This is a genomic window from Polaribacter sp. Asnod6-C07 (genome assembly GCF_045063625.1).
Taxonomy (GTDB): domain Bacteria; phylum Bacteroidota; class Bacteroidia; order Flavobacteriales; family Flavobacteriaceae; genus Polaribacter; species Polaribacter vadi_A.
The window spans coordinates 2,118,794-2,144,796 of record NZ_JBEFOF010000005.1; the positions used below are offsets into that span (position 1 = coordinate 2,118,794).

Genomic DNA, 26,003 nt, shown 5'->3' on the forward strand with positions numbered 1-26,003 from the left:
GATTTTAAAGCTACAAAAAAAGCATCAACATTAAGTTGATGCTTATAGAATTTATTTAAATATAACTTTATACAAAAACTCTCCAACCATAAGGATCTTCTGTTTTATTAGTTTGTATGTCAGTAATTAATTTTTTTAATTGAGCAGCATAAGGGTTTTCTAATTCTGGTAAATCAAAATCACTATCATTATAACCAAAACCAGAAATTGGAGATATTACAGCAGCAGTTCCTGCACCAAACATTTCCTTTAAACTACCATTTTTAGCAGCTTCTACAACTTCACCAACAGAAATTTTTCTAATTTCGGTGTCAATTCCATTATCTTCTGCAATTTGTAAAATGCTTTTACGTGTTATTCCATCAAGAATTCTATCGCTTGTTGGGCTTGTAATTAAAGTATCATTAATTCTTACAAAAATATTCATTGCACCAGCTTCTTCAATAAATTGGTGCGAGTTATCATCTGTCCAAATTACTTGATTGTAACCTTTATCTATAGCCAATTGTGTTGGGTAAAATTGCGCAGCGTAATTACCACCAGCTTTAGCATAACCAACACCACCATTTGCAGCACGTGCATATTTTTCTTCGATTAAAACTTTTACTTTACCTGCAAAGTAAGGTCCAGAAGGTGCAGAACAAATAATAAATTTATAAGCATCAGCAGGCGAAGCGTGAAAACCATTTCCAGAAGCAAACATAAAAGGTCTAATGTATAAAGAACTCCCATCGTTTGTTGGTATCCAATCACTATCAACTTCTAATAACGCCTTTAATCCGTCCATAAAAATATCTTCAGGAATTTGCGGAATTACCAAACGCTCAGCAGATTTGTTTAAACGTTTACAGTTATCTAAAGGTCTAAAAAGCATCACATTTTCATCTGCATCTTTATAGGCTTTCATACCTTCAAAAATAGACTGCCCATAATGAAAAATCTTTGCAGAAGGGTCTAAGGTTATAGGTGCAAAAGGCACAATTTTAGGTTCTTGCCATTTGCCATTTACAAAATCGCAAGTTAACATATGGTCAGAATATACACTTCCAAAAGGTAAATTATCAAAATCTACAGAAGCTATCTTCGAATTTTTAACACGTTGAATTTCTATGCTTGATGTCATTTTTTGTTGATTATGTAAAAGCAAATGTACGCAATTTATTTATTCAAAACTCATAAGTAAATTCACATTTCTTATTAAATTTAGTACTTTTGTGATGAATCCATTAAAAAAATATAAGATGAAAAATTTAATAAAATTTTGTGCAGTATTCCTTTTAGTATTTACAGCTTGTAAAAAAGGAAAAGAAGAAAAAACTACAGAGGTTAAAGAAGAAAAATTGGCAATGAATTTCGATTCTTTTGGTGATAAAATTACTTCGGATAAAGCAATGTCTTCAGATGAAATGTTGGCAAAATTTAATACATTAAGTGTTGGTGATACTTTAAACGTAAAATTTGCATCTAAAATTAATGATGTTTGTTCTAAAAAAGGATGTTGGATGAAATTACCTGTTGGCGAAACTGAAACTATGGTACGTTTTAAAGACTATGGTTTTTTTATGCCTTTAGATTCTAAAGACAGAGAAGTTATTGTAGAAGGTAAAGCATTTTTAAAAGAAACTTCTGTAGATGAGTTAAAACACTATGCAGAAGATGCAGGTAAATCTGAAGAAGAAATAGCTAAAATTACAGCACCTAAAAAAGAATTCGCTTTTGAAGCAAATGGTGTCTTAATGAAAAAATAATGAAGCAATCACTTTGTTTTTTACTGTTTTTATTCACTTTATCTTGTTCTCAAAAAAAACAAGACAAAGTAGTAGTTACAGAGAATAAAGAATACAAGCAGTCAGAAATGGCTGCTTTAATGCTTAAAATGTATGCAGAAAATTTAGAAAACAAAAAGTTGATTTTAGAGGGTAAGTTTCCTGAAAAATTTAATCAAGAATTTTTAAATATTCATACAGCAAAACTTACAGATTCTACAGATAGAAATGCAGTCTTTAAAGGGTTTTCTCAATTTTACTTAAAGAATTACGAAATGCTTTTTGAGTCGCCAAAAGATTCTTTAAAAATAAGTTATAATAACACAATTAACAGTTGTATAGCTTGTCATAAAACAACTTGTATTGGCCCTATTCCTAAAATAAAAAAACTATTGATTAAAGAGTAGTGAAGAGAGAAATAATAATAACTTCTGATGGATCAACATCCATACATTTACCAGATTGGAATGAACAATACCATTCTAAACACGGAGCTATACAAGAAGCATATCACGTTTTTATAAAAGCAGGTTTAGAGCATTTTTATGCTGATTTTATTTCTAATTCTGATAAAAAAACAGAAGGCGAAATTTCTATCTTAGAAATTGGTTTTGGCACTGGTTTAAATGCTTTTATTACTTTTTTAGAAGGTAAAAAAAAGAGTTTAAAAGTTAATTATGTGGGTGTAGAAGCTTATCCTATTTTAGATGATGAAATCCAGAAGTTAAATTATGTTTCAGAATTAAAAGCAACAGAATATCAACCAGAATTTGATAAAATACATTCAGTTTCTTGGGATGAAAAACAGTTGATTTCTGATGATTTTAAGCTCACAAAAAGGAAACAATTCTTTGAGCAAATAGAAGATGTAAATAAATTTGATATTATTTATTTTGATGCTTTTGGGGCTACTAATCAACCAGAGTTATGGACAGAAGCTATTTTCTTAAAAATGTATAAAGCATTAAAAAAAGAAGGAGTCTTAACAACATATTCTGCAAAAGGTAGTGTTAGAAGAGCAATGCAAACTGTTGGTTTTACAGTAGAAAGATTAGCAGGTCCACCAGGAAAAAGAGAAATGCTAAGAGCAACTAAAAAGTAGTTAAAAGTTTTCTGAAAATAGATTTCAATGAAAAATCTAATATTTTTAGTTTGTAAACGTTGCAGTAAGAACTTTTAAAATTAATAAGAAATAATTCAAGTAAAAATGGAGTTCAAAAGAAAATTTGGAAGACAAAAAAAAACAAAACCTACAAAAGGGCTTTTTTTAATTTTATTATTAGCATTGGCTTTATTTTTATGGTTTAATGCAGAATCACTTTTAAATTCTTTATTCTAAATAATTGGCAATAGAAAAAATAATTTTAGGCATAGATCCTGGAACAACAATTATGGGTTTTGGTATCATAAAAGTTGTGGGTAAAAAGATGGAATTTATTCAAATGAATGAATTGATATTAAAAAAATACGACGACCATTACCTAAAATTAAAACTCATTTTTGAAAGAACTGTAGAATTAATAGATACCTATCATCCAGATGAAATTGCTATTGAAGCACCTTTTTTTGGTAAAAATGTACAATCTATGTTAAAGCTAGGTAGAGCACAAGGTGTTGCAATGGCTGCAGGTTTATCTAGAGAAGTGCCAATTACAGAGTATTTGCCAAAGAAAATTAAAATGGCAATTACAGGAAATGGAAATGCAAGTAAAGAACAAGTAGCTTTAATGCTAAAATCGTTATTGAATTTAAAAACTTTGCCTAAAAACTTAGATGCTACAGATGGTTTGGCAGCAGCAGTTTGCCATTATTATAATTCAGGAAAAGTTGTTGGTGGTAAAAATTATTCGGGTTGGGCAAGTTTTGTGAAACAGAATAGCTCCCAAATCCCCAAAGGGGGCTCTAAAAACTCTCTCACAATAAACTTAAGGAAGAAGAAATAACAATTTAATGGATAAAAATATAAATTTCCATAAAGAGGAGAGTTCCTCTCCTTTGGAGAGGTTAGGAGAGGCCTCAGGAATCTACATACACATCCCATTTTGCAAACAAGCTTGTTATTATTGCGATTTCCATTTTTCTACATCATTAAAAAAGAAAGAGGAGCTAATTTCTTGTTTAGTTAAAGAGATTGAAATTAGAAAAGAAGAGCTAAATCAATCAAAAATAGAAACCATTTATTTTGGTGGTGGAACTCCGAGTTTGTTATCAACAAAAGAAATAGAAATGTTGGTAAATGCTGTTTATCAAAATCATACTGTTGTAGAACATCCAGAAATTACGCTCGAAGCAAATCCAGATGATTTATCCGAAGAAAAAATAATTGAACTTTCTAAATCACCAATAAACAGATTGAGTATTGGTGTGCAATCTTTTTTTGAAAAAGATTTAAAGTTGATGAATAGAGCTCATAATGCAACAGAAGCAAAAAAATGTTTGCAAACTGCAAATCAATATTTTAACAATATTTCTGTAGATTTAATTTACGGAATTCCAGATTGTACAAACGAACAATGGCAAGAAAATATAGCAACTGTTTTGGGTTTTAATATCCCACATATTTCTAGCTATGCTTTAACTGTCGAAGAAAAAACTCCGTTAGCAAGTTTTATTAAAAAAGGAATTATTAAAAATGTTGATGATGAAAAAGCACAGGAGCAATTTAATATTTTAATTGATGAATTAGAAAAAGCAAATTTTGTACATTATGAAACATCAAATTTTGGTAAAGAAAGCTTTTTTAGTAAAAACAATTCTGCTTATTGGTTGGGTAAACCTTATTTAGGTATTGGTCCATCAGCACATTCTTTTAGTAGCAATCAACGTAGTTGGAATGTTAGAAATAACTCAAAATATATAAAAACAATTCAGCAAAACCAATTACCAATAGAAAGAGAAATTTTATCTAAAACTGACAGATATAATGAATATATTATGACAGGATTAAGAACAATTTGGGGGGTTTCTTTAGCAAAAATTAAAAATGATTTTGGTGTTCAGTTTGTTGATTATTTAGAAAATCAATCAAAAAAATACATTCAACAAGAATTGTTGTATCTTGAAAACCAAACTTTAAAAACCACAAAAAAAGGAAAGTTTTTGTCAGATGGAATTGCAGCTGACCTTTTTATGTTAAACTTAAATTAAACAATATTATTTGAAAGCAACAGTAGAATACAACTCAAGAAAAATAGTAGTAGATATCTCTAACCCTATAGATATTTCAATTCCAATAGACCCTGTAAAAGAGAGTGTAAATGCTTGGTATACAGATGGTCCAAAAATTTCTGCAGAAACACAAGAAGGTTATGAAATAAGTGTTGCCAATGGTGCTGTAGTAAATTTTAATAGCATACAATTCAATCCACATTCACATATTACACATACAGAATGTGTTGGTCATATTACAGAAAAAGTACATTCTGTAAACCAAAATTTAAAGTATTTTATCTTTCTGGCAGAGGTGGTTACAATTGCACCTTTGTTTCATAATGGAGATTTTTTAATTGGAGTAAAACAATTAAAAACTGCTTTGAGAAATAAGAAACGAGATGCTATAGTTATTAGAACTTTACCTAATCTAGAGGATAAAAAGAGTATGAAATACTCAAATACAAACCCTACTTATTTGTCAGAAAAAGCGGCAATTTATTTAAGAGAAAAAGGCGTAAAACATTTGTTAATAGATTTACCATCTGTAGATAAAGAAAAAGATGATGGTCAACTATTGTCTCATAATGCTTTTTGGAATACAGCAGGAGAAATAAGAATGGATGCCACAATTACAGAATTTATTTATGTACCAAATGATGTAGAAGATGGTGAGTATTTATTAAACTTAATGATTGCACCTTTTGAGAATGATGCTACCCCAAGTAAGCCAGTTTTGTATGAAATTATAAAGTAATTTTAGCTTTTGTAAAAAGGGTTTTTTGTTGATGAAAGCACTTCTTGAAAATACCAGACTTTTGCTTGTATTTATAACTTCACTATATATTTATCTATATATGGAGTTTTCAGTAAGAATAAATAATACAATTACAATGTTAGCAGAAAGTAGTTCAAATAGAGCTATTGGAGTTTATGTAGCAATTAATATTGCCAAATTCGCGGCTTTTTTATTTAGTTTAATTTCATTAATTTTTCTGATAAAACTAATAGTTGAAAAAAAGAAAAATTAAAACCATTTTTTACGTTTAAAATACCAAACAGCAGCAATAGTAACTAACACCATTATTCCTAATAAAATAAAGTAACCATATTTATATTTTAATTCAGGAATATACTCAAAATTCATTCCGTAAATACCTGCTAAAAAAGTAAGTGGAATAAAGATTACAGATAAAATTGTTAGTGTTTTCATCACCTCATTTAATCTATGACCTTGAATACTAAAAATCAAGTTTATTTTACTTTCTAACTCTTGTAATTCAAAATCTATATTAGAAATTAAATTATTCGATTGTTCTTTTAATTCACTAAAATATTTTACATCAAAATTTGTAATTTCAATCTTTTCTAGCTTTACAATAGTATCTCTTAAACTCATTGTAGCTTTTTTAAAGTTGAATAATTCTTGTTTCCTTTTTTCTACTAAGGATGTAAATTCAGGTGTGGGTTTTATTTGAGTAGAGTTTAATTTATCTGCACTTAAAGCTGCATTTTTTTGATAAGTTTCTTGATAATTATCTACTATCGATTCTAAAATTAAAAACAATAAATAATCTGTTTTTTTCTTTCTAACAATGCCTTTATTGGCTTCTAAACGCTCACGAATCCAATCAAAATAATCGCCTTCTTTTTCTTGAATACTCCACAAATAACTAGACGAAACTACAAAAAGCATTTGTTCAGATTCTAAAGTTTCGCTTTTGGTAATTAATACACGAGTAGACACAAATACCAAATCATCTAACAAAATAACTTTATTAGAATGCTCATCATCCATAAATAATTTTATCAAAAAATCGTCTAATTTATTCTGATTAACGATTATTTTAAAAATTTCTGAATATTTGTTTCCATAAGTATTTATCCATTCTGTAGAAGGTATTTTGTTCGATAAAATAATATCAGAAATAGTATCATATTTATTTTTTTGATAATTATTTTCAGAATAACTAATTAATGATGTCTGTTTTAAAAACTCCTTCTCCATTATAAAATTAATTGTAGATTTGGTTTTATAAAGATACTTTTTTAAAATCAACAACTAAAATGCATATAGAACAATTAAGAGATTTTTGTATCGCTAAAAAAGGAGTAACAGAACATTTTCCTTTTGATGATGTTACGCTTGTTTTTAAGGTGATGAACAAAATGTTTGCTTTGGTTGGCTTAAATCATTGGGAAAAAGGCGAACAGAAAATTAACCTAAAATGTAACCCTGAAAAGGCTTTGGAACTACGTGCTGAATACGAAGGCATTTACCAAGGTTTCCATATGAATAAAAAACATTGGAACACCGTAAAAATTAACACTGCTGATGTTTCTGATACTTTGGTTTTTGAGTTGATAAATCATTCTTACGATTTAGTTGTACAAGGTTTAACTAAAAAAGCAAAAGCTGAATTAGCTAATTTGTAAAATGAAAAAAGCAGAACTTAGAAAAATATACAAACAAAAAAGACAACATTTATCTTCGGATAAAATTCGTCAGCTTCAAGAAAGTATCTACAATCAAATTTATGATTTGGATATTTCTAACATTAATACCATTCATATTTTTCTTTCGCTAGAAAAGTTTAAAGAAATTGATACAAAGCCAATTATTGATTATTTTAGAGATAAAAAGATAAAAATTGTAGTTTCTAAAAGTGATTTTACAAACAATACCTTAACTCATTTTTACTTAGAAAAAGATACAGAAATTGAAGTAAATACATACGGAATTCCTGAACCTAAAAATGCAGAACAAGTTTTAGAAACAGAAATAGATTTGGTTTTTGTACCTCTTTTAATTTCTGATGAAATGGGTTACAGAGTAGGTTATGGTAAAGGTTTTTATGATCGTTTTTTATCTAATTGCAGAAAAGATGTAAAAAAAATAGGTTTAAATTTCTTTAAACCTATTTCGAATATTTCTAATGTTAATGAGTTTGATATTCCTTTGGATTTTGTTATTTATCCAAAGTAATAAATAATTTGTAACTCATTTTTTACTCATGACAACTACAAGTAGGTGTCATAAAACTATTCGTATTCATATTTAAAGGAACTCCTTGGTTGTAACCTTCCATTTCAAAATAAAATTGGGTTCTTTTTTTATCGTAATTACCAATTTCATTCATAGTATCTACATCAAATAAACGTCCATTAACCATAGTGTAAATCACTGAATTAGAATTTTTAATATCCTCTAAAGGATTTTTATCAAGTATAATTAAATCTGCTAATTTCCCTTTTTCTAAAGAACCAATTTCATCAGCAACACCAATGTAATTTGCTCCATTTATGGTGGCAGCTTTTAAAGCTTCGTGATTACTTAAACCACCTTGTTGTAACATCCATAATTCCCAGTGAGCGCCCAAACCTTGTAATTGCCCATGAGCACCTAAATTAACTTTTACACCTTCTTTTGCTAAAGCAGTAACCGTTTCAGAAGTTAAAACATGTCCGTTTTTATACTCTTCTTCAGGTATCATAGTTCTATGTCTAGAACGTGAATCAACTACATATCTTGGTGTGTATTTCTGTAAGGTTTTGTTTTCCCAGACATTTGTTTTTTGATACCATTCATACTCACCACTCATACCACCATAATTTACAATTAAAGTAGGTGTGTAACCAGTTTTACTGTTTTTCCAAAGCGATATTACATCTTTATAAACAGGTGCAACAGGTATGTTGTGTTCAATTCCTGTATGGCCATCAAAAATCATAGACATGTTAGAGAAAAAATTAGAACCACCTTCAGGCACCACATTTACACCCAATTCTCTAGCTGCTTGCATAATTTGCTGACGCTGTTCTCTTCTTGGCTGATTGTAACTTTTAATTGATTTTGCACCAAAAGCTTTAGTTCTTGCAATTGCAAAACGAGCATCATCTAAATTATTAACAATTGCTTTAAAATCGCCTTCTGCTCCATATAAAATAAAACCAGTAGAAAACATTCTAGGACCAACTAAATCACCACTTTTTTGTAATTCTTCTAAGGTAAAAGCAGCTGCTGTATGCACAGAAGGGTCATGTGAAGTAGTAACTCCAAAAGCTAAATTCGCATAAAATTGCCAGTGTTTTTGAGTGCTTAATCCGTTTCTAAAAGCGCCAACATGTGCATGTACATCTACAATACCAGGCATAATGGTTTTGCCTAACATTTTATACACTTTTGCATCAGCAGGAATGTCAATATCATTGGTTTTACCAATTTTTTCAATTTTATTTTTATGGATGATAATAGTTCCATCTTCAATTACTTGATTGCCATTCATAGTAATAATTCTGGCATTTTTAAACGCAATTCTACCTTCAGGAACATCCGATTTTTTAGTTAGATTTATTTTAATACTAGTAACATCTGTTGCTGCTAAATTTGTTTTTGCAAAAGGATCTGTTGTATTATTTACCACTGATTTCGATGAATATTCATCACCCAAAGTCCAGAATACTTTAGAATCGTTTTTTGCCCAATGTAAATTAATACCAGCGTTTATAGACAAGCTTTCTACATTAAAAGACTGTGTGTTGTTATCTAAATTAATTTCACTTCCGTTCTTAACAAAAGGAGCAACATACAATTTATGCAAATGAATAAAAGCAATAAATTTATTATCGTTACTTGGTACTAATCTGTTGGCTAATTTTGATGAAAAATGACTTCTTTCTTCTTTTCCATTTAAATCGACACTTTTTAATTTCTTTGTTAAACCACCAAAAAATGATCCTCCAGTTTGAAAGAAAATACGTTTATCATCCGCAGAAAAACTTGGAAATTCTCCACTTTTAGAAATCAATTTAGCATCAGTTCCATCTGCATTGGCTAAGTAAATTCCTGTTTTTTTTGTGTAATCAAAACCTTGATCTCCATTTCCAGATTCTTTTCTGTATACAATTTTAGAATCAGCACTATTAAAAGCAGGAGTTCTGTATATCCCTTTTTCTTTTGTGATTTTTACTAAGTTGGTTCCATCCAAATTTATTTGGTAAATGTTCCCTAATTCTTCATCATTCCAAGTTACAAATAATATCGAATTTCCATCCGAAGAAAAACTAGGTTCAGCCTCAAAATCAGATAAAGTTGTAATTCTAGTAGGTATTCCTTCTGGTAAAACTTTTTTGTAAATATGACCTAAAGCTGTAAAAACTATCGTTTTTTCATCAGGAGAAGTTTGTACATTTTTAATCATTTTTGATGTGAAATTTTCTTCAAAAACCTTTCTTTTTACGCTGTGTGTTTTGGCCAGTTTAATTTCTTCATCAACTTGAAAAGGAATATTCTGAATCTGTTTTGTTTCAATATTTATTCTGTTAATTTTACCTTGAGCCCAAATAATAATGTCTTTGCTATCTGGCATCCAAGCAAAATGTGGATACACTCCAAACACAGCCCAAGCCTCACTTTGGTCTTTGCTTAAGTTCTCGTAAATAGGCCATTCTTTACCTGTCTCTAATTCGTGAATGTATAAAACAGATTTTGTTCTTACACGTTTTACAAACGCCAATAATTTACCATTTTTAGAAACAACAGGTCTTGCTGCACCTCCAGGACCACCTGTAATTCTTTCTGTTTTTCCGGTTTCAAAATTATATTGATTAATTACATAAATCTGTTTGTTAGGATCTTTATTGTACTGAAAATACCCTCCAGGATACATGTCTTCTGCATAATATAAATACTTTCCATCTGGTGAAATTGATGGATCATTTACATCTTGTTGATCGTTTTTTCTTTTGGTTAATTGCAAACCAGCAGCTCCAGAAAGTGGATATTGCCACATTTCTCCTGCACCTACAGAACGTTGAGAGGTGTAGTGTTTTCTAGCCACTAAAGATTTTCCATCTGGTGTCCAAACAGCATTGTTTAGTAATCTATATTTTTCTTTGGTAATCGATTTTGCATCACTACCATTTGCTTTCATCACCCAAATATTATTTCCACCTTCAGCATCACTTGTAAACGAAATATATTTTCCATTTGGGCTAAATCTTGGTTGTACTTCATAAGCTAAACCAGAACGTAAACGAGTAGTTGTACCTCCAGAAATTGGCATTTTGTAAATATCACCTAGCAAATCGAAAACAATGGTTTTTCCATCAGGAGAAACGTCTAAATTCATCCAAGTACCTTCTGTTGTGCTCAATTGAAAAGAATTGTATCTCCAATCTTCATGCGGATTATTAACATCCCATTTTTTAGGTTTTTCTTGCGAATTGATTTGTATCGAAAACGCTAAGCAAAGCAGTAGTAATATATTTTTAGACATAATTGATCTGGATTAAAAATTATACTTTATAAATGTAAGGTTTTTATTCTTGCTACGAATTCAAGAATTAATTATTTTAATGAAATTCAATATTCGTTTATTAATGGTTAATTTATTGTAAGTCAGTACTTCTAAATAATAAATTAGGATTAGGACAAATCTTTTTCCAATAGTCAAGTTCACTTTCTAAAACAACACCAGGAAAATCATTTTTATATTTTAGTAATGAGAGAATTACTTGAAAATGTAAGTGAGGTACCCATTCACCATTTTCGTTATAATTTCCTAAATCACCAATTTTTTCACCTGCTTTTATTACATCATTCAAATTAAATTTTAAAATACTTTCTTCGGATAAATGTCCATACAAAGTATAAAATTTAAGTTTTTGAAACTGATGTTTTAGAATGATAAATCCGCCATAACCTTTTAAATCTTTTTGATGAATAGCGCATACAATTTCACCATCTAAAATTGCGTGAACAGCAGTGTTTTCTGGTAACCAAAAATCAACACCCAAATGAATATTTCTTTTTTCTGATGAATTTTCAGCATTATAAATATCAGAAGTGTATAAAGCACGTTTTTCTAAATAACCACCAGCAATTATTTTCTCCGGATTTTTGTTTTGAATAGCCAATAATTGAGCTTCAAAAAAAGTAGGATTATTGAATTCTGCCTCTGTTTTTACGGTTGAATTATTGATGCTTAAATCAATAGGATAAAGTGCTGTTTTCTGAATTGTTGGGAATAATTCTTTAAGTGAAAATTGTCGGTTTTTAACCCAATTGATAAAATTTTGATAGCGTTGTTTTTCATCCATTATCAAAAATAAGTCTTTGAATTGAACTTACAAATATTTTTTATTTTGTTTGATAGTAGTTGACAAAGTAAGTAAGTTAAAATGAAATAATTCTTGACTATTTTTATCAAGCTTATTCTAAATGCTTTTTTTATTATTTGTAATTTTGTGTAAAAGCAAATAAATGATAGTACAAGGAAACATTGTCGATATTCAGAATAAAACCATTTTTAAAGGAGAAGTTGAGGTTAAAAATGATAAAATTATTGCTATTCGTGAAGTAAATCATAATAAAGAAAACTATATTTTACCTGGTTTTATAGATGCTCATATTCACATAGAAAGTTCGATGTTAGTGCCTTCTGAGTTTGCTAAAATTGCAGTTGTATATGGAACTGTGGCTACAGTTTCAGATCCGCATGAAATTGCCAATGTTTTGGGCGTAAAAGGTGTGGATTTTATGATTGAAAACGGAAAAAAAGTGCCGTTAAAATTCAATTTTGGAGCACCAAGTTGTGTGCCAGCAACTTCTTTTGAAAGTGCAGGAGCAATTATTAATGCAGATGACATTAAAAAAATGATGGAAAATTCTGACATTAAATATTTGGCAGAAATGATGAATTATCCAGGTGTTCTGTTTGATGATAAAGAAGTTTTAGCAAAGATTAAACACGCAAAAAATAACAACAAACCCATAGATGGTCATGCACCAGGATTAAGAGGAGATGATGCTACAAAATATATTGATGCAGGTATTTCTACAGATCACGAATGTTTTTCTTTTGATGAAGCCAAAGAGAAATTAGAAAAAGGAATGAAAGTAATTATTAGAGAAGGTTCTGCTGCCAAAAATTTTGAAGCTTTAATTGACCTTTTGCCAGATAATTATGAAAATATGATGTTTTGCTCAGATGATAAACATCCAGATGATTTATTGTTAGGCCATATAAATCAATTGTGTGAAAGAGCAGTTGCTAAAGGGTTTGACGTTTTTAAAGTGTTACAAGCTGCTTGTATAAATCCTGTAAAGCATTATAATTTGGATGTTGGTTTATTACAAAAAGATGATTTTGCAGATTTTGTTGTGGTTGATAGTTTAGAGAAATTTAATGTTTTAGAAACCTACATAAATGGAGAATTGGTTGCAAAAAATGGAAACTCATTTGTAAAAGATGTTGCCTTTGAAGTATTGAATAATTTTAATACAGATATAAAGAAAATTGAAGATTTTAGATTTGCTTCATCAGCAGCAAAAATTAAAGTAATTGAAGCTTTAGATGGTGAGTTAGTAACCAATAAAATAGAAGCAGCATCTTTAATAAAAAACGGAAATTTAGTTTCGAATATTGAGACTGATGTTTTAAAAATGACAGTCGTAAATCGTTATAAAAATGCTGAACCATCAATAGCATTTATCAAAAATTTTGGATTAAAACAAGGTGCTATTGCAAGTTCTGTTGGGCATGATTCTCATAACATAATTGCAATTGGAGTTTCTGATGAAATGATTTGTAAAGCCGTAAATTTAATCATCGAAAATAGAGGGGGAGTTTGTGCTGTAACATCATCCAAAGAAAAAATAGTTTCATTGCCAGTTGCTGGTATCATGTCTGATAAACCAGCCAAAGAAACTGGTGAAGCTTATGCTGAATTAGATAAAATGGCAAAAGAAATGGGGAGCCAATTAAGAGCACCTTATATGAGTTTGTCTTTTATGGCTTTGCTTGTTATTCCGTCTTTAAAACTATCTGATAAAGGTTTGTTTGATGGAACAAGTTTTCAGTTTACATCATTAGAAATCGATTAAATCTTAAATCTTATTAATCTTTTTCACTAAACTTTCTGATAAATTAAATAACCATTTTACCTGTTCAAAAACCAATTGAGTTTCGTGTAAAGCAACTTTCATTTCATTAGAAATAGGAATCCCTTTTACAATTTCTTCATCTCTTGTAGATGAAAGGTTTTTGTAATGTTTTTTGTAATTTTTTTCAGCAATTTTTAATTCTTTGGTGTTTAAAGAATTATTATTTTCTTTATCGTTTGTGGTGTCAATTACACTTTTTAAATTGGTTTGAATATTGGTTACATAAATCTCAAATTGTTCTGGTGCAATACCTGTTTCGTTACTTCTAATAAACATCCCTAAAGAAGTTAAAGAAGATAAAAATGTATTACTAATAGATACCAAGTCATAAATTATTGCACTATTTTCTTGTTTAGATTTTGGTTCTTGTACAAATCTTTGATAAGCAGCATTTAAATTACCAACCTTTAAAAAAGCTTCTTTTCTGGCTAGCCTATAATTGATTGATGTTTCCCCTTTTTTATGATAATAGATATTTATTTCGTTCAAAAGATTAGAAAAACTATTGGTAGATTCTTTTAAGAAATCTTTCATGTTTCTAGCCTCCCAAGCAGGCCAAAATAAATGGTTGGCTGCATACGCTAATAATGCTCCTATTAATGTATCAAAAACTCTAAATTGAATAACTTCTAATACATTTGGATAAATTATAGCATACATAAAAATTACATAAAGTGTAATAAAAGCGGCTCCATTTCTATAGTTCTGTTTTACTAAAGAAAAGCCTATAATTAAAGAAATTACTGCAATAATTGCATAAATGATTGTGTTTTGTGTAATAAGTACAATAGCAACACCAACCAAAGCACCTATAATTGTACCAATAACCCTGTTTTTAGTTCTTTCTTTTGTTAAACTATAACTTGGTCTCATGATTACGATTATGGTTAAAAGAATCCAATAAGATTGTTGTAATTCAATAATATGACCAACAATAAACCCAATTAAAGTGGTTAAAGTTAATCTTAAAGAATGCCTAAAGATTGGCGATTTAATACTAAAATTAGCCCTTAGCTTTTTTAAATCATAATCTTGAGGAGTAATAAACTGTTCTGCATTTTTTATACCTCTAATTTTATCATTTTTAGAGTATTTGCTTAAAATTCTAACAATATCATTTAAGTTCTGAATTTGCTTTTCTTGATAAGTTTTGTAATTTAATAACAGAATTACATCTTCTCTAGATTCTGGTAAACCTACTTGTAGCTCAAAAAGATCAATCTGATTCTCTATTTTTTTTAATAATATTTTAAAATTGTTTGCAAACGAAAGTTTTTCTTCTTTTAAAATAACTTTAGAAATATGTAAAAGTCTTTCTGAAATTTCAAAAATTAAAACTTTAAATTCATCAATTTTTTCTGGATGATCTTTATATAATACATCAAACTTTTTATAATTAATAGGGTTAGAAATGGCTAACTCATAAACTTCCATCAGTTTAGAAAATATTAATTGCTGACGTCTAATTCTGTTGCTAAAACCAGCATTAGTTCTTCTTTCTAAAATTACTTCTCTTAAGGTTTCATGTAGCTCATTAATATCAATCTGTAGTTTAAAACTTTTCTCTAATAGTAAAGTTCTATCTTCTTTTTCTACTAATAATTCACCTCTTAATTTTATAAAACCTGCTGTTTTTTCTATTAATGTAAAAAATAAAAAGTCGGTTTGAACTTTAGGGAAAATCAACTGAGTAGAAAGCGTTAAAAATAAATACCAAAAGCCACCAAGAGCAATAAATAAAGCATGTTGTAACAAGGAAACTTCATTACTATCGTAGGCAAAAGCCAAAACCAAAGCCAATAAACCTGCCAAAGAAATTAAAGAAGCTCTAAAACCAAATACAGAAATATACGAAACTGAAAAAACTAAAATTATTAAAATCGGAATTATTAATAACAAGTAACTACTAAAATAACCAACCATTAGAGTTATTGTAAAAGCTAGAATTATAGAGGCTAAAATACCATAGAATTTATGTTTTAAACTACCATTAATATCTGCAGGCAAACTTAAAATTGCACCAAGAGCAATACTAAAACCAATATCCATACTATCAAAAAAATAGATAGATATAAATACAGGAATTGTCATGGCTAAAGCAACTAAAACCGCTTTTAAAAATTGAATACTTTTTATATATCTTAAAAAAGATGTAATCATAACTTATTTTATACTGCAAATTTAAGAAGTAATTTTAGGGCAGTATATTTATATGCATTATTTAAATAATTTTTTTAATACTATCAATCATCATAAAATAAAAGGGTTTGATTATTTTTGTACAATCAAAACATAGAAATGAGTTTATTACAAGATTTAGAAAAGAGAAGTGGCAATCAATGCGAATTGTGTTCAGCAACAAATAATTTAGCTATTTACGAAGTTAAACCAGTATCTACAGGTGGTTTTGATGGTAGTATTTTAGCTTGTGAAACTTGTATAAATCAAATTGAAAATCCTGAGGAAGTAGATGCAAATCATTGGCGTTGTTTAAATGATTCTATGTGGAGCGAATTTACGCCTGTAAAGGTTACAGTTTGGCGAATGTTACATCGTTTAAAGAACGAAGGTTGGCCACAAGATTTATTAGGAATGATGTATTTAGAAGATGAAGAAATCCGTTTTGCAAAAGAAACAGGAGATCATTTATCAGAAAGTGAAAAGATTATTCATAGAGATGCAAATGGGGCAATTTTACAAGCAGGGGATTCTGTTGTGTTGATAAAAGACTTAAAAGTAAAAGGTTCTAGTATGGTTGCAAAACAAGGAACTGCAGTTCGTAGAATATCTTTAGATCACGAAAATGCAAAATATATTGAGGGTAAAGTTGGTCCAACTCAAATTGTTATTATTACAGATTATGTAAAGAAAATGGCAGAAAAGGAATAATTTTTTTTGATAAAAACTTAAAAAGGCTTGTAATTTATTGAATTACAGGCCTTTTTTTTATGGTTTAAAGAGAGATGAGATATAAAACAATAATATTTATAACTAAAAAATTAGTTTAAACTAGTTTTTTAGTTATATTTGTATCGTTAAACTAAAAGTTTAGTTGAAAATTATGAAGAAACAATTAACAAAAGCAGAAGAGCAGATTATGCAAGTTTTATGGAATTTGGAAGAATCTTCTGTAAAAGAAATCATAGAAAAATTACCTGAACCTAAACCAGCTTATAATACAGTTTCTACAATTATTAGAATTTTAGAAACTAAAGAATTTGTGGCACATAAAGCAAAAGGTAGAGGTTATGTGTATTACCCATTAATTGAAAAAGAAACGTATAGCAACCAAAGTTTACATAAATTAATGAATGGTTATTTTAATGGTTCATTTAAAAGTATGGTTTCCTTTTTTGTAAAAGAAAATAATATGGATGTTGCTGAATTGGAATCTATTTTAAAAGAAGTGAATAAAAAATAAAGTGATGAAAAATTTATCGTTCACACTTTTAATAATTTTCTGTTTTTGCTATGGATGTAAGTTAGACTCGAAAGAGGAAAATGTTTTAGTATTTAATTTAAATACTATTTCAGAAATAGAACAAAAGGATTTTTTAAAAATGAATTTAGATAAAAATCATCCAAATTTATTAAATCCTGATATTAGTAATCTGGATTTTGAAATAGTAGTGGAGTCTTGGACAAAATTGCATTCAGATTTATATCATTTTTTAAAAGACCATAACTTTAAATGGAATTCTAAAAAAGAAAACATTAAGATCTTTAACAAAATATATTTTACTAAAAAAGGAAAAATAAAAGTATACGCTTTTAAAATATTAGAAGATATAAGTGAAGATAAGATTATTGAGTACGAAAAGCTCGTTAATGAGTTTGCAAATAATGCTAAAATTAATGTAAAGAGAGATATTGATTTTGCGCAATGTGGAAAAGCATCCTTACCTAATTTATAAAATATAAGCTATGATCAATTACATCCTTCAGGTTATCTTATTCCAAGTGTTATTCTTGACTGTTTATGATTTTTTTCTTAGCAAAGAGACCTTTTTCACCAAAAATAGATGGTATTTGTTAAGTACACCAATTTTATCTTTTGTGTTACCATTGATAAAAATACCAACGTTTCAAAAAGCAGTTCCACAAGAATTTGTAATACAATTGCCAGAAATTGTTTTAAATCCTGATCAAGTAATCCAGCAAACAATTCAAGAAACAAATATTGAACAATCTATTAACTATATCAATATTTTATTTTGGATTGGAGTCGCTTTTTTCTCGGTTTTGTTTTTGATAAAATTGATAAAGATTATTTCATTTATTAGAAATAATGAAACGATTAATAAATCTGATTTTACTTTAATTTTAATTCCAAATCAAACCAAAGCCTTTTCATTTTTTAACTATATTTTTTTAGGGAAAGAAGTGCCCAAACATCAACAAGAAAACGTAATTCAGCACGAGTTGGTACATAGCCAGCAAAAGCATTCTTTAGATTTACTTTTTTTTGAAGTATTAAAAATTGTGATGTGGTTTAACCCAATGATTTATTTCTATCAAAAGCGAATCACTTTGGTACACGAATACATTTCTGATGCAATTGTAGCCAAATCAGAAACCAAAGAAAGTTATATCAATAATTTGTTATCTAGCTTTTTTCAAGTAGAAAATATATCGTTTGTAAATCAATTTTGTAAAAAAACTTTTATAAAACAAAGAATACTGATGATGAATCAGAATCAATCAAAAGCGGTAAAGCAATTAAAATATTTGGTTTTAGTACCAATATTAATTAGTATGCTTTTTTACAGTTCTTGCGCATCTTTTGACAGTAGGTTAAAGAAAAGAATTGTAACGCATTATAGTGTTGCTGATGGAGAGTTATTTAGTTACAAAGGAGAAAAAGAATCAAGTTTAGACACTTACTATGGTCCTAATCCAAAAGGGCTTTTAGAAGAAATACCTTTAGAAGAATTGCCAGAAGAAATTAAAGAACGAGAGTATAATAGGTTTAAAAAATTCAGAAACAAAGGAGAAAGAAATCAATTGTTTTTATCTTTTTATAAATTCAATAAATATTTTAAAACACCTGATGGAAGAATTGCTCATGGTATGGTTGGAGATAATTTGACTAGCATTCATCCAGATAAAGTTGGAGATGAATTGTTATTCATAAAATTAACTAAGTCACCCATTTTCCCTGGTTGTTCAGAAAGAGATTCTGATTGTTTTTTAGAAAAACTAGAACAACATTTCTTAGATAATTTTGATAGAAAAACTTTAACTGGTTTAAAATTAAATACAAAAAAAGTAAAAGTTTTGGTTGATTTTAATATTAATCCAAATGGTTATGTAGGAGATATTTCAGTAGAAGCACCAAATGAAATGATTAAAAATGAAGCTAAAAAAGTTATAGCTTCTTTACCAAAAATGACTGGTGGAGAAAAATATGGAAAACCAATAAAGGCAAAATACATATTGCCTTTTACAATTATACTTTAAAAAAAAAATCTATGATTAATTACATCCTACAAGTTATCTTATTCCAAGTGTTATTCTTGGCTATTTATGACTTCTTTTTAAGCAAAGAAACCTTTTTCACAAAGAATAGATGGTATTTATTAAGTACACCAGTTTTGTCTTTTTTAATTCCGTTGATAAAAATACCAACCTTTAAAAATGCAGTTCCACAAGAGTTTTTTATTCAATTACCAGAAATTGTTTTAAATCCAGATAGAATAATTAAAGAAAGCATTACAACAATAAGTTTTACAGATTCTATCAATTATATTAAAATTTTATTTTGGATTGGAGCCGTTTTTTTCTCGGTTTTATTTTTGATAAAATTGATTAAGATTATCAATTTTATCAAAAAATATGGAGTTCAAAAACTATCCGAATTTAGTTTGATAATGATTCCTAATGAAACCAAAGCCTTTTCATTTTTCAATTATATTTTTTTAGGATCTGCCATTAAAGAAACCAACAGAGATAAAATAATTAAACACGAATTGGTACATAGCCAACAAAAGCATTCTTTAGATTTATTATTTTTTGAAGTTCTAAAAATTCTGATGTGGTTCAACCCAATGATTTATTTCTATCAAAAGAGAATCACGTTAGTACACGAATACATTTCTGATGCAGTTGTAGCCAAATCAGAAACCAAAGAAAGTTATATCAACAATTTGTTATCTGGTTATTTTCAGGTAGAGAATATTGAGTTTGTAAATCAATTTTATAAAAAGAGTTTAATTAAAAAAAGAATAATTATGATGAAAAAGAATCAATCTAAAAAAATGAATCAGTTAAAGTATTTAGTATTAGTTCCTGTTTTAATAAGTATGTTGTTTTATAGTTCTTGTGCTGATAATGTTTCTCAAGAAATAACAGAAAGCAAAAAAGCACCTCAAACTATGTATTTAAATAGAAATGGTAAGGTTACAGAAACTGTTGGAACAGTTGAAAGCTACTTAGATGTTTACCTTGGTATGGGAGAAGGTTATGAACTTCCTAAAACGAAAGAACTATCTATAGAAGATTTAAGTGAAGGAGAAAAAATAGAATATTTAGAATTTAAAGAATCGTCAGAGATTGGTAATGATTTTAAATTAGGAGTTAAAGTGTTTGAATATAAGAATGATAGAAAGGTAATAGTTTTTAGCCCAAGTTCTTTTAGCGATTCGAATTCATCAACAGAAATAGTAGAAAAAGAAGAAATTTCTTTTATAAATATTGACAAAGTACCAACTTTTCCTGGTTGTGATGAGGGAGATAGAAAGTGTTTTTCTAAAATGGTTCAAAAGCATTTTTCAAGAAACTTTGATGCAGATATGCCTAAAACATTAGGTTTAGAACCAGGTAGAAAAAGAGTTTTTATCGCTTTTAAAATTGATAAAGAAGGAGATGTTGTTGATGTACAAGCTAGAGCTCCTCATAATGATATTAAAGAAGAAGTATTAAAAGTAATGAATTCTTTACCAAAAATGATTCCAGGTGAACACCAAGGAAAAAATATAACAGTAAAATATTCAATACCTTTTACCTTATTTATAGAATAAACGATTTATGAAAAAGAAGATTTTATTTATATTAATATTTGCAATTGTTAAAGTTGAGGCACAAACCTCAACTTTTTCTGTTGCTGACAGTTTGTTTGCTAAAGGAAGATATAAACTTGCTTTAAAAGAATTAGACACCAAAGAAGCCTCATTTTTGTCCAACTACAAAAAAGCAGTTATTTATGAATCTATAGATAATTATAAAAAAGCAGCTTATTTTTTAGAAAAAGCCATCACTTTTAAAGATGATGAAAAGGCAAAATTAAAATTAGCTAAAATTTATAGAGCTTCTAAATTATCAAAAAAAGCCATTCCTATTTACGAAGAAATTCTAGCCATAGACTCTTTAAATTTAGTTTTAAAATATCAATTAGGTAAACTTTACATCATCAATAAAAAACCGAAAAAAGCTATTGAAACCTTTACCTACTTAATTAAAAATGATACAGAAAATCCAAATTATTCTTATCATTTAGGTTTATCTTATGCTTTAAATGGGCAAAGAGATCCTATGATAAATAGTTTTATAGATACATATCAAAAAGATTCTACACATATTAGAGCAATTTCTAGATTGGCTAAAAGTTTCCTTAAATTAAAAGATTTAGATTCAACCCAATTGTTTGTAAATAAAGGTTTAGCAATTTCGCCAAACGATTTAGATTTAAATAAAATAAAGATTAATCAATTTTTTAGAGATAAAAAGTACAAAGAAAGTATTCCCTATTTATTAAATATCGATTCTTTATATAAAAAAGAAACTTATAGCACATCACTTTTGGGCAAAGCCTATTACAATATAGATAGTTTAGAAAAAGCCAAAAAATATTTTACCAAATTAAAATTTAAAGATAGAGCAAACTTTAAAGCACATACATATTTAGGGCATATCGATTTTAAGCAAGAGAAATATAATTCAGCAAGAATGAATTATATGATGGCTACTTTTATTGGTAAAGAAAGTAGAGACGAAGAATATTATGGAATGGCAAGAGTGTTTTACGAATTTAAAAAGCCAAAACAAGCTATAAATGCATATCAAAATGCTTTTGAAGAAAACCATAGAAATTACAGAGCATTATATCAATTAGCCAAACTTTCTGATGATTATTATAAAGATAAAAAGATAGCCTACAAGCATTATATAAAATATATCGAAACCTTTTATGAAATTGATGAAGGGATGTCTGCTTTTGTAAGAAACAGAATAAAAGAGATAAAAAAAGAGTATTTTTTAAGAGGAGAAACTTTAAAATAAAAGTCATTAAAATTTAGTAAGTTTACGCTTAATAAGAAAACTATAAATGCGCGTTTTTTCTTTTTTAATTTTAATGATTTTTTGCACTTCGTGTGATAAATTCTCTTTCTCAAAAAATAAGAATGTACAAGTTGTAGATACTATTGTAGATTATACTTCTGTAGATACTTTTCCGTCTTTTAAAGTTTGCGATTCTTTTATTGATAAAATTAAAAAGCAAGATTGTTTTAGAAACACAATACATCAAAAAATAGGAGAGGAGTTACAAAAACACATCTATTCTATTAAAGATTCTATTGATACAACTGTTTTGGTTGATTTAATTATCAATGCCAAAGGCGAAATAGTTTTTGATGGATTACAATCTGAAAATATAGAAATGCAATTACCAGAATTACAAGGTATAATTCGTAATTCTATTAATAATTTACCAACTGTTCTGCCTGCTGTTAAAAGAGGAATTCCTGTAACTACAAAATATCAATTACCAATAAGAATTTTGTTGAAAGAATAAAAGATGTTATTTCTTTAAATTTAAAACTCCAGAAATTAATAATAACAACCAAGGCAAACCGTGTAAAAGAACATCGAACCAATCTTGTGGTTGTAATCCTTTTTGAGCATCAAAGGCATTTCCTCCTAAAATCCATTGAATTTTTCCCCAAATATGTGGCGGATTAAAAGGAGCTAAACCCAAGGTTAAACTCGCAATTAAAAAGAGTTTCCAATTATTTTTAAGTTGATCTTTCATCTTTTCTAAGTTTATAACTTTTATAAATAGCAAAAATAAAGCCTGTTGTTGTATGTAGAATTAGTGTAAATATTAATCTTAAAAAAGCAACTAAACCATATTCATCATGGCCCCATAAATATTTGCCTCCGTAAATTATTATACTAAAATAAATTGCAATTAATATTAGGTTTAAAAAAGCATACCAATATACATATTTCCAATATGATAAAAGGTAAATACTAAACAACCACATTGCTATGATAAAGAAAATAAATAAAAGTATATACATAACATTTTATTCAAAAAATCTGCTAAAAATCGCTATTAGTACTTGTTTTGAATTCAGTCTAAATAAAAAGAATTTAGCTTAAGGTTTTTATATAAACCAATTCCAAACCAAACCAAAACGAATAGTAAAATCTCTATAAGGATAATTAGGAGCAGAAAAATAATTTTTTTCAGAAAAGCTAGAAGTTACATTATCTATCTTAAAGTAAATTCGAGTTCTACGTACTCTAGCATTAAAGAACACATCAAAAGTAGGGTAGCCAATTTCATCCGTATTTTGTAGCGTAAATTCTGCCAATAAAGGGTTATAAGCATTGGCATTATACTTTGTAAAATACTTAAACGTAACTCCAATATTTACCAACATTGGTTTTCCCTTAAACCACTCATCAGTATAATATAAAGTATTTCTAGTAACAAATTCGGGTACTCTAAAAACTTCTGCACCACTTGTAACATTTTGATACATAACAGTGTTGTCTAATCCTAATTTCCAGAATTTAAACTCTCTGTTTGCTTTAACCTTTAAATAGGTTATTTGACTTCCATATTGCTGAGGTAAATTGTTTTCATCAAAATAAGTGTAGTTATCAATATTTGTAAAGTTTAGATTGGCATTTATCAATTTAGAAGTAAAAGCAAAACCTAAATCTCTTGTATTTACGTTACTAAAATCGTTTTGCCAATTATAATCATCATATTTACTTTGATGTAATAATGTATTAAAATTAGGTGATTTAGAACTTAATAATAAACTTCCTTTTAAGCCAAAAAGGCTGTCTTTTAAATACACAGCTTCACCTTGTAAATGGCTTCCAGATAATCTTCCAGAACCAGGAGTTAAAGCTGCATCAGCATTTAATTGAAAGTTTTTAATTCTTGCATTCCAGTCTGCACCAACAGAAATTGCGCTACCCTCTAATTTTAACTTGTTAATAGAACTACTTGTATTTAAAATGGTATCATAACCATAAGAATAGTTAATAAGGTTTGCTTTTGCTTTAAATTTACCTAAAACATATTTCGAATTAAATTCAAGATTTAACTCATTATTGGTTATAGAACTTTTGGCTTCGTTATTTGTAGTATCAGAAGCATTTGCACTACCAAAAATATCTGTTGTAGTTGAGGTTTGATTAAAGCTATAAAACTTGTTCTCGCTAGTAAAAACGTGACCAACTTTTAAATTAGTAAAATCTTTATCGTTAATAGTGTCTTTGCTAGATAGTATTTTATAACTATGCTCTACATAAACTCTAGTACCATCAAACTGACTTTCTGCATCCTCAAGATTAACATCTAATCTAGAACGTTGTGTAAAATCAGGATCTTCAGTAACAAAATAATCTAAAGCATCAGCAGTTAAGCCACCACTTTCTTCGTGAAAAAAATCTTGGGATGTTAAATGCCCTCTAATTTCATATTGGTTTTCTTTAGTTCTGTAATGAAAAGCACCTCTAAAATTACCATTACTTACCAAAGATTGTCTGTATTCTCCCAAAGAACGTAAACCTTTGTAAGAAAGTGAAACGTTTAATCTTTTAGAAAAATTTAGAGTAAAAAGGGCATCAACAACTTGCCCTTGTTGTAAGCCTGTTCTGTATAAAATTTCGGTTGTTGGTGTAGGTACTTCGTAATATTTAATGTCTTCAACATCTAAATAACTAAATTGTTTTGCGCTAAAACCAATATCAGGAAATTGACTAATATTATCAAAACTATACCCTAAATTATTAAAAGTTTGCCCTTGGTTATGGAACTCAAGTAACTCAAAATTATCTTTTCTAAGATAATTGAATTTGTATTCTTTTTGTAAAGTTAAAGTAGTGTCTATGTAAGAAGTGTCTCTTTTATGAGAAAATATTTTGTAATCTGTATACTTTGTTTTACCAGATAAAATTACTTTAGTTTCGTTAGAATTATTTATGGTATCATTTCTAGAGTTTCCAAAAGATCCTCCTTCAATTTGTTCTTTTAGTCGCTGTCCAAATAAATTATTAGAGCAGATAAGCAGTAAAAAAATGTAAAAAAACGTTTTATTCATAGTAGATAAATACAAGAGCAAATGTAAAATAATTAAACGAAAAGAATAGTTAATAATTATGCTGAAATCTGTTAATTTGTAAAATGTTACAATCAAATTATAGTGGTTTTACTTTAGAAGCAGGTACAGACGAAGCTGGTAGAGGCTGTTTGTGTGGTCCTGTTGTGGCAGCAGCCGTAATTTTGCCTAAAGATTTTACGCATCCTTTTTTAAATGATTCCAAGCAATTATCAGAAAAAAAGAGAGACGAATTAAGACCTTTTATAGAACAAAATGCCTTGGCTTTTGGGGTTTCTTTTATTTGGCAAGAAGAAGTTGATGAAATAAACGTACTACAAGCCTCAATTACAGGAATGCACAGGTCTTTAGATGAACTAAAAATTACACCAGAATTTATAATTATAGATGGTAATAAGTTTCGTAATTATAAAGACATACCACATAAAACCATTGTAAAAGGCGATGCCAAATTTTTGAGTATTGCAGCAGCATCTGTGTTAGCAAAAACGTATAGAGATGAGTATATGGCTAAAATTCATCAAGAATTACCCATGTACAATTGGCAAAAAAACAAAGGTTACCCAACTAAAGAACACAGAAATGCCATTCGCGAATTTGGTGCCACAAAATATCACAGAAAAACATTTAAACTCTTACCAGAACAATTAAAAATGAAATTGTAATTTTTTTAGAAGTTATTTCCTGCTTTCACTACTCGCTTTTTTTGCTCCAAAAAGCAAAAAAGAGCTCAAACAAGTCGTTCAATCAGGGCTAAACTTGTTTGTAAACTTTAGTAAA

Annotated in this window: 27 protein-coding genes; 19 read left to right on the forward strand and 8 right to left on the reverse strand. The window is 28.4% G+C overall.

The genetic code is table 11. The features are described from left to right. Positions 1 to 67: 67 nt before the first annotated feature. On the reverse strand, positions 68 to 1,123 hold the full coding sequence (locus ACJJVK_RS09050; RefSeq protein ID WP_215993472.1) for a branched-chain amino acid aminotransferase: 1,056 nt from the start codon (positions 1,121 to 1,123) through the stop codon (positions 68 to 70). A 118-nt stretch (positions 1,124 to 1,241) separates the two neighbouring features. Between ACJJVK_RS09050 and ACJJVK_RS09055 the strand changes: the two genes are divergently transcribed. The 8 genes from ACJJVK_RS09055 to ACJJVK_RS09090 all read left to right on the forward strand — a co-directional run bounded on the left by ACJJVK_RS09055 (position 1,242) and on the right by ACJJVK_RS09090 (position 5,947). Next, positions 1,242 to 1,748 carry a DUF4920 domain-containing protein gene (locus tag ACJJVK_RS09055; RefSeq protein WP_405565350.1) on the forward strand — a complete coding sequence of 169 codons (507 nt, stop codon included), beginning with the start codon at positions 1,242 to 1,244 and terminating at the stop codon, positions 1,746 to 1,748. Next, entirely contained in the window at positions 1,748 to 2,173 is a 426-nt protein-coding gene (locus ACJJVK_RS09060) for a hypothetical protein (RefSeq protein ID WP_405565353.1), read from the forward strand. The genes ACJJVK_RS09055 and ACJJVK_RS09060 overlap by 1 nt, the downstream gene beginning before the upstream one ends. Next, entirely contained in the window at positions 2,173 to 2,868 is a 696-nt protein-coding gene (mnmD, locus tag ACJJVK_RS09065; RefSeq protein WP_405565356.1) for a tRNA (5-methylaminomethyl-2-thiouridine)(34)-methyltransferase MnmD, read from the forward strand. Before ACJJVK_RS09060 ends, mnmD begins: the two co-directional genes overlap by 1 nt. Positions 2,869 to 2,973: 105 nt before the next feature. Continuing rightward, complete coding sequence (locus ACJJVK_RS09070; RefSeq protein ID WP_289851787.1) at positions 2,974 to 3,105, forward strand: hypothetical protein; 132 nt, start codon at positions 2,974 to 2,976, stop codon at positions 3,103 to 3,105. A gap of 4 nt (positions 3,106 to 3,109) precedes the next feature. Then, the gene (gene ruvC, locus ACJJVK_RS09075; protein ID WP_215993468.1) at positions 3,110 to 3,709 is read left to right on the forward strand and encodes a crossover junction endodeoxyribonuclease RuvC; all 600 of its coding nucleotides are present in this window, start codon (positions 3,110 to 3,112) and stop codon (positions 3,707 to 3,709) included. Between the two features lie 7 nt (positions 3,710 to 3,716). After that, a complete protein-coding gene (gene hemW / locus ACJJVK_RS09080) occupies positions 3,717 to 4,913 on the forward strand; it encodes a radical SAM family heme chaperone HemW (RefSeq protein ID WP_405565359.1) in 1,197 nt (398 codons plus the stop codon). A gap of 10 nt (positions 4,914 to 4,923) precedes the next feature. Next, a complete protein-coding gene (locus tag ACJJVK_RS09085) occupies positions 4,924 to 5,673 on the forward strand; it encodes a cyclase family protein (RefSeq protein ID WP_405565362.1) in 750 nt (249 codons plus the stop codon). Between the two features lie 100 nt (positions 5,674 to 5,773). Then, positions 5,774 to 5,947: a hypothetical protein gene (locus ACJJVK_RS09090; protein WP_405565364.1), complete on the forward strand. Its 174-nt coding sequence runs from the start codon at positions 5,774 to 5,776 to the stop codon at positions 5,945 to 5,947. Here ACJJVK_RS09090 and ACJJVK_RS09095 read toward each other — a convergent pair. Beyond that, positions 5,944 to 6,924, reverse strand: a complete 981-nt coding sequence (locus ACJJVK_RS09095; protein WP_405565366.1) for a CorA family divalent cation transporter — start codon at positions 6,922 to 6,924, stop codon at positions 5,944 to 5,946. The two genes, ACJJVK_RS09090 and ACJJVK_RS09095, sit on opposite strands and share 4 nt — an antisense overlap. A 59-nt stretch (positions 6,925 to 6,983) precedes the next feature. On the opposite strand from ACJJVK_RS09095, the gene ACJJVK_RS09100 reads away from it, so the two are divergent. Continuing rightward, positions 6,984 to 7,352 (forward strand): MmcQ/YjbR family DNA-binding protein, encoded by a 369-nt coding sequence (locus tag ACJJVK_RS09100; protein WP_405565368.1) that lies wholly within the window; start codon positions 6,984 to 6,986, stop codon positions 7,350 to 7,352. Between the two features lies 1 nt (position 7,353). Then, positions 7,354 to 7,902, forward strand: coding sequence for a 5-formyltetrahydrofolate cyclo-ligase (locus ACJJVK_RS09105; protein WP_405565371.1), 549 nt, complete (start codon positions 7,354 to 7,356; stop codon positions 7,900 to 7,902). 22 nt (positions 7,903 to 7,924) lie between these two features. On the opposite strand, the gene ACJJVK_RS09110 is transcribed toward ACJJVK_RS09105, so the two are convergent. After that, positions 7,925 to 11,194 (reverse strand): amidohydrolase family protein, encoded by a 3,270-nt coding sequence (locus ACJJVK_RS09110; protein ID WP_405565374.1) that lies wholly within the window; start codon positions 11,192 to 11,194, stop codon positions 7,925 to 7,927. A gap of 112 nt (positions 11,195 to 11,306) precedes the next feature. After that, the gene (locus ACJJVK_RS09115) at positions 11,307 to 12,017 is read right to left on the reverse strand and encodes a peptidoglycan DD-metalloendopeptidase family protein (RefSeq protein ID WP_405565377.1); all 711 of its coding nucleotides are present in this window, start codon (positions 12,015 to 12,017) and stop codon (positions 11,307 to 11,309) included. Positions 12,018 to 12,180: 163 nt separating this feature from the next. Between ACJJVK_RS09115 and ade the strand changes: the two genes are divergently transcribed. After that, on the forward strand, positions 12,181 to 13,803 hold the full coding sequence (ade, locus tag ACJJVK_RS09120) for an adenine deaminase (RefSeq protein WP_405565379.1): 1,623 nt from the start codon (positions 12,181 to 12,183) through the stop codon (positions 13,801 to 13,803). A gap of 3 nt (positions 13,804 to 13,806) precedes the next feature. Here the strand turns inward: ade and ACJJVK_RS09125 are convergent, their stop codons facing one another. Next, positions 13,807 to 16,023: an FUSC family protein gene (locus tag ACJJVK_RS09125; protein WP_405565382.1), complete on the reverse strand. Its 2,217-nt coding sequence runs from the start codon at positions 16,021 to 16,023 to the stop codon at positions 13,807 to 13,809. Between the two features lie 138 nt (positions 16,024 to 16,161). On the opposite strand from ACJJVK_RS09125, the gene ACJJVK_RS09130 reads away from it, so the two are divergent. From ACJJVK_RS09130 to ACJJVK_RS09160, 7 genes are all read left to right on the forward strand, one after another. Further along, positions 16,162 to 16,752 (forward strand): alkylphosphonate utilization protein, encoded by a 591-nt coding sequence (locus tag ACJJVK_RS09130; protein ID WP_215993457.1) that lies wholly within the window; start codon positions 16,162 to 16,164, stop codon positions 16,750 to 16,752. 172 nt (positions 16,753 to 16,924) lie between these two features. Then, positions 16,925 to 17,284: a BlaI/MecI/CopY family transcriptional regulator gene (locus ACJJVK_RS09135; RefSeq protein ID WP_215993456.1), complete on the forward strand. Its 360-nt coding sequence runs from the start codon at positions 16,925 to 16,927 to the stop codon at positions 17,282 to 17,284. 139 nt (positions 17,285 to 17,423) lie between these two features. Further along, the gene (locus ACJJVK_RS09140; protein WP_405565385.1) at positions 17,424 to 17,777 is read left to right on the forward strand and encodes a hypothetical protein; all 354 of its coding nucleotides are present in this window, start codon (positions 17,424 to 17,426) and stop codon (positions 17,775 to 17,777) included. A gap of 115 nt (positions 17,778 to 17,892) precedes the next feature. Next, positions 17,893 to 19,323: a M56 family metallopeptidase gene (locus tag ACJJVK_RS09145; protein ID WP_405565387.1), complete on the forward strand. Its 1,431-nt coding sequence runs from the start codon at positions 17,893 to 17,895 to the stop codon at positions 19,321 to 19,323. An 11-nt stretch (positions 19,324 to 19,334) separates the two neighbouring features. Then, positions 19,335 to 20,882 (forward strand): M56 family metallopeptidase, encoded by a 1,548-nt coding sequence (locus ACJJVK_RS09150; RefSeq protein WP_405565389.1) that lies wholly within the window; start codon positions 19,335 to 19,337, stop codon positions 20,880 to 20,882. Positions 20,883 to 20,889: 7 nt separating this feature from the next. Beyond that, positions 20,890 to 22,140, forward strand: a complete 1,251-nt coding sequence (locus ACJJVK_RS09155; protein ID WP_405565391.1) for a tetratricopeptide repeat protein — start codon at positions 20,890 to 20,892, stop codon at positions 22,138 to 22,140. Positions 22,141 to 22,186: 46 nt separating this feature from the next. Then, positions 22,187 to 22,654 (forward strand): hypothetical protein, encoded by a 468-nt coding sequence (locus ACJJVK_RS09160; RefSeq protein WP_215993451.1) that lies wholly within the window; start codon positions 22,187 to 22,189, stop codon positions 22,652 to 22,654. A gap of 6 nt (positions 22,655 to 22,660) precedes the next feature. Here ACJJVK_RS09160 and ACJJVK_RS09165 read toward each other — a convergent pair whose 3' ends face one another. The 3 genes from ACJJVK_RS09165 to ACJJVK_RS09175 all read right to left on the reverse strand — a co-directional run bounded on the left by ACJJVK_RS09165 (position 22,661) and on the right by ACJJVK_RS09175 (position 25,205). Then, positions 22,661 to 22,891, reverse strand: a complete 231-nt coding sequence (locus tag ACJJVK_RS09165; RefSeq protein ID WP_405565394.1) for a hypothetical protein — start codon at positions 22,889 to 22,891, stop codon at positions 22,661 to 22,663. After that, a complete protein-coding gene (locus ACJJVK_RS09170) occupies positions 22,875 to 23,162 on the reverse strand; it encodes a hypothetical protein (RefSeq protein ID WP_405565397.1) in 288 nt (95 codons plus the stop codon). The genes ACJJVK_RS09165 and ACJJVK_RS09170 overlap by 17 nt, the downstream gene beginning before the upstream one ends. 87 nt (positions 23,163 to 23,249) lie before the next feature. After that, positions 23,250 to 25,205: a putative porin gene (locus ACJJVK_RS09175; RefSeq protein WP_405565400.1), complete on the reverse strand. Its 1,956-nt coding sequence runs from the start codon at positions 25,203 to 25,205 to the stop codon at positions 23,250 to 23,252. 83 nt (positions 25,206 to 25,288) lie between these two features. Here ACJJVK_RS09175 and ACJJVK_RS09180 point away from each other — a divergent pair, with 83 nt between their 5' ends. Then, entirely contained in the window at positions 25,289 to 25,888 is a 600-nt protein-coding gene (locus tag ACJJVK_RS09180; protein ID WP_405565402.1) for a ribonuclease HII, read from the forward strand. The last annotated feature ends 115 nt before the right edge of the window (positions 25,889 to 26,003 follow it).